Below are 4,627 nucleotides of genomic sequence, written 5' to 3'. Positions count from 1 at the left end.
CCAGCCGGAAGGTGGCCTGGTGCTGGTCGCCGGTGCACAGCGTCGACCAGTTCTCGCGCACCGGCCGGCCGGGATCGTGGTGGGCGAGCTCGGCCAGCACCCGCAGCGCGGCGTGCCCGCCCAGCGGACGGGCCGGCAGCGGCCCCACCCGGCGGACGATCCGACGCACCGTGCCGGCCAGCGCCCGGCGCAGGTCCGCGTCGGACCAGCCGGGTGCCCGCAGCACCCGGACGGCGAGCAGGGCCCGCTCCTGACCCGGCACCCGCCCCTCGGTCAACTGCCGGTACGACGTGCCGGCCGCGCCACCGGCCGCCGCCGGGGCCGGCACGGCGTGCAGCACCACCTGCACCCGCACCGGCGGCTGCTCCGGCCCGGCCGGCGGCAGCAGCGTGCCGGGCGCCGGCAGCGGGTGGGACCGGTCGCCGAGCAGGTCGCCCGGGTCGCCCAGGTCGAGCAGGACGGCCAGCCCGGTGGCGTCGTCGACCACCCCCGCCGGCCCGTCGGCCAACTCCACGCCGGCCAGCGCGGCGTCGGGAAGCAGCAGGCCCAGGAGTGCTTCCGGGGCGGTGCCGGCGGGCAGGGCGTGCCGTCGGGTGAGGAACCCGGCGGCGGTGCCCCACCAGTCGAACAGCCACCGCCCGCGCCAGCGCCCCCAGCCGAGACCGGCCAGGACCACCGCACCGACCGCGGCGAGCACCGCCGGCACCGGCCCACGACCGTACGCGGCCACCGGTAACGCGAGCGCGACCTGCGTGGCGACGACCTGACCGGGGTGTACGGCGGTGCCGGTGCGGGGCCGGGGCGGGCCCTCGGCGACCCGCCGGAGGGGTCGGTCGGTCGTGCTCGCCGTCACCGCATCTCCTCCGTGTGCCCACCTACCACCGGCCGTGGGGTGCCCCGCCAGGAATCTGCGGCCGAGACCGGAACGCGACGGGAGTGTGACCCATCGTAGTGGCCTGCCCGGCCCGGTGGGGGTCCTGCCGTCCGGCGTCGGAGCGGGTTGTCCACAGGGGAGACGGGCGGGGTAGCACAACGGCGACGGTGCGACTACCGTCAGCGACTGATTTGCCGACCAGGTCCGTCCGGTCCCATGCCGACGGACGGCGCGTCCGTGGTGGACGGCCGGCGGTCGGCCCCGACCGGGGAGACGAGGTGACGTCCGGGTGTCCCAGACCCAGGCAGAAGCGGCGGTGATGCACCACACCGCCACCAGGTTCGAGCAGGTGGACCAGTCGTTGCAGGCCATGCTGACCGGCCTGATGGCCGAGCTGGAGGTGTTGCAGCAGGCCTGGCGGGGCGCCGGTGGGCGCTCGTTCGAGCAGGTCAAACAGCAGTGGGGGCGGGACCAGGCCGCGCTGCAACGGGCGCTGCGGGAGACCGCGGCGGCCATCCGCACCGCCGGCCGCCAGTACGACGCCTCGGACACCGAGGCCGCCGGCCGGGTCGCCGGCACCAGTCGCGGCGGCATCCAACTGCCGCTCTAACCAGATCCCCGGGGAGGAACGATCCGATGGACCACGGTGTGCTGGTCGTCAACTTCGCCGCGCTGCACCAGGCGGGCGCGGACATCCAGAAGGCACTGAACACCCTCGACGCGCAGCTCGGCCAGCTCGAACGGGACGCCGCCCCGCTGGTCGCCGGCTGGGACGGCGAAGCCCGCCGGGCGTACGAGCAGCGGCAGTCTCGGTGGCGCTCCGCGTCGCAGGATCTCCAGGCGATGCTGCGGGACATCAAACTCGCCGTGGACGACTCCGCCGCCGACTACCTCGACACGGAGAAGCGCAACACCGGCCTCTTCCAGTGAGCGGGCCGCCCGGCGGATCTCCGGCGGCCCTGGCGGCTCCGGCGGCTCCGCGAGGGTGACGCTGCCGGCGATTCCCCGGTGGTGACGCCCGGCCGGCCGACGGTCGGGCGTCACCGTCAGGCCGGGCCGGCCGGGCGCCAGCGGCGGCGGACGCCCCGGGGAAGCACCACGGCCAGCAGCACCGCCACCAGCACCGTTCCGCCGATGGCCGCGGCGACCAGCAACGCCCGCTGCCGGGCCGCCGCGCGCCGGTGCCCCTGCGCCAGCGACGCCGGGTCGGCCTGCGGCACCGGCAGGACCGTCGTCGGGCGGGTGACCGGCCGGGGAGCACCACCGGTCTCCACCACCGCCCGGTACGGGTTGAGTACGCCGGCACCGTAGCCGCCCTCCCGGCCACCCGGTGCCGGATCGGCGGTGCCGACGATCCGGCGGGTCACCTCGGCGGCGCTCAGGTCCGGCCGGTACTGCCGCAGCAGGGCGGCGGTGCCCGCCACGAACGGGGCGGCGTAACTGGTGCCCTCGGCCCGCCGGTGACCCTGCCCCGGCGCGGCCATCAGCACGTCGCCGCCCGGCGCGACCAGGTCGACATACGGGCCGATCTGGGAGAACGAGGCGCGTACACCGTCCGGGGTGACCGCGCCGACGCCGAGCACCCCGTCGTACGCCGCCGGATAGGGCAGCGGGTCCCCGCCGTCGTGCAGGTTTCCGGCGGCGGCCACCACCACCACGTCCCGCCGCAGCGCGTAGTCGATCGCCTCGCGGACGGCCGGATTATCGGCGTACAGGACGACGGAGAGGTTGAGCACGTCGGCGTCGTGGTCCACCGCCCACCGCACCGCCTGGGCGAAACCGGCGGCGTTGACCGTACGCCCCGACTCCCGCCCCTCGACGACCTGCTGTTCGCTCACCCGTACCGGCAGGATGCGGGCGTCGGGTGCGAGCCCCTGGAAAGCCACCCCGGAGCCCTCCCGGGCGGCGATGATGCTGGCCACCCCGGTGCCGTGACCGGCGCAGTCCCGGGTGCCGTCACCGCCCGGGTCGAGGAAGTCCGCGCCGTCGAGGACCCGCCCCCGCAGTTGGGGGTGCCGCCTGTCGACGCCCGAGTCGACCACCGCCACGGTGACGCCGGCACCGGTGGCCAGCGGGGTGAGCCGCTGTGGGGCGTACCGTCGCTGGGGCCACGGGGCGGCGGCGACCGGACGGGCCGGCGCGGGCGACGTGGCGCAGGCGGGGGCGGCGCGGGCCGGGGTGACCGACGCCACGACGGCCGCCGGTGGCACGGCGAGCAGGGCCGCTGCCAGGGTGACGAACGGTCGTCGGCTGCCGGATCGGGACATCGACCGCCTCCGTATCGTGTCGACTCCGCAACGGGATGTTAGCGCCCGGTCCGCTACCAGGCCGCCCGGCCGGTGACCGACTTATCGTGATCTTGTTTTCACCTTGTAGGTTGTACGCGACGCCTGTGGCCTGATCCGGGAGGAGAGGTGGCCGTGACCGACTGGGAGCCGGCTACCGAGGCCGAGACGGCGATGCGGGACGCGCTGCACGCCGGTGACCAGGAGTTCTACTTCCGGATTCTGGCCGGTTCGGAGCTTTTCCTACCGGTCTCCGGTCAGGCCCTCGCCGGTGCGACGCCGATGGGCTGGGGCACCTGGACCACCGGCGGCCGCACCCACGTGCTGGCCTTCACCTCGGCCGCCGCGATGCACGCCTGTCTCGGATCCCCCGCCGGCCCCTACCGGCGCAGCCGCTATGCCGATCTGGCCGCCGAGTGGCCCAACCACGAGTGGTGGCTGGCGGTGAACCCCGGGCTGCCGATCGAGGGCTACCTGCCCGCCTGGTTCGTCTCGCAGCTCTCCCGGGGTGACGTCCGGCTGCCCGGCCGCGCCCCGGGCGCGCGCCCCCGGGGGGCGGCCGACCAGACCCCGGTGCGGACCACGCCCGGCGGGCCGGCCGACGTCGAGCCGACCGCCGACCTCTCCGCCGGCTGGGGCCAGCCCCGGACGGCGTCGTCCGCCGCCGCGCCACCCGCCGGGGGTGGTATCCGCCCGGCGACGGGCGCGTCGCTGACCGACGAGCGGGGGCGTCCGCTCACCCCGCCCTGTGGTGGCCCGCGCACCACCACCGCCGGTCCGCCCGAGCAGGGCCGACCCGCCTTCCCCGATCCCCCCGCCGTGCCGGGGACGACCAATGCCGGCTGGCCGGCGGTTCCCCGCCGCCGGTTGCTGGGCGAGGAGTCCGCCGGCCCGGCCAACGGGCGCACCTCGTTCTTCGAGCCGTCCAGCGCCCGTGGTGCCACCCGGTCGCCACGGGACAATCCGCTGCGCTCGGGTGAGCGGGCGGCCCCACCGACCCGGCCCGGGATGGGCGGTCAACCCTTCCCCCGACGTCGCCCCGCACCCACCCAACCGGGCGAGGACGAAGCCGCCCGCGCGTTCCGGGTGACCGATCCGCCGGCCCGTCCCGGTCCCGGCAACGGGATGCCCCCGGCCGGCCGCTCCCCGGACCCGCTGGCCGAAGAGCCGACCCGGGCCTTCCGGGTGGACCCGTCCGGTGGCGAGCCCACCCGGGCCTTCCACATCGGCCCGGCGGCGCAGGAGGAGGCGACCCGCGCCTTCCGTACGCCACCACCGGCGGCGGAGGCCACCCAGACGTTGCCCCGCCGGCAGCCCACCCCGGACGGGCCCTCCTCCGGGGTGCGCCAGCCCCACCCACCGGTCGACCGGTTCGCCGCCCCGGCTGCGGTTCCGGCCATACCGACCGGTACGACTGCTCCGACCGGCCCGGCCACTCCGGCGGGGCCCGCCCGGGGCGAGGCGGAGG

Annotated in this window: 4 protein-coding genes and 1 pseudogene; 3 read left to right on the top strand and 2 right to left on the bottom strand. The window is 76.7% G+C overall.

The window, feature by feature from the left end:
• Nucleotides 1-853, bottom strand: a pseudogene (locus ACOJTC_RS16410) (type VII secretion protein EccE); the annotation flags it as partial.
• A gap of 310 nt (nucleotides 854-1,163) precedes the next feature.
• Here ACOJTC_RS16410 and ACOJTC_RS16405 point away from each other — a divergent pair.
• Together ACOJTC_RS16405 and ACOJTC_RS16400 are read left to right on the top strand one after the other, a co-directional pair.
• Nucleotides 1,164-1,484 (top strand): WXG100 family type VII secretion target, encoded by a 321-nt coding sequence (locus ACOJTC_RS16405; RefSeq protein ID WP_204925786.1) that lies wholly within the window; start codon nucleotides 1,164-1,166, stop codon nucleotides 1,482-1,484.
• 26 nt (nucleotides 1,485-1,510) lie between these two features.
• Complete coding sequence (locus tag ACOJTC_RS16400; protein WP_420117534.1) at nucleotides 1,511-1,804, top strand: WXG100 family type VII secretion target; 294 nt, start codon at nucleotides 1,511-1,513, stop codon at nucleotides 1,802-1,804.
• Nucleotides 1,805-1,920: 116 nt separating this feature from the next.
• Here the strand turns inward: ACOJTC_RS16400 and mycP are convergent, their stop codons facing one another.
• Nucleotides 1,921-3,141 carry a type VII secretion-associated serine protease mycosin gene (gene mycP, locus ACOJTC_RS16395; RefSeq protein WP_420117533.1) on the bottom strand — a complete coding sequence of 407 codons (1,221 nt, stop codon included), beginning with the start codon at nucleotides 3,139-3,141 and terminating at the stop codon, nucleotides 1,921-1,923.
• A gap of 153 nt (nucleotides 3,142-3,294) precedes the next feature.
• On the opposite strand from mycP, the gene ACOJTC_RS16390 reads away from it, so the two are divergent.
• A partial coding sequence (locus ACOJTC_RS16390) for an SseB family protein (protein ID WP_420117532.1) occupies nucleotides 3,295-4,627 on the top strand: 1,333 nt, incomplete at its 3' end.

The sequence above is a fragment of the Micromonospora sp. genome (assembly GCF_048594385.1).
Lineage (GTDB): Bacteria > Actinomycetota > Actinomycetes > Mycobacteriales > Micromonosporaceae > Micromonospora > Micromonospora wenchangensis.
This window is presented reverse-complemented; position numbering and strand designations above follow the sequence as displayed.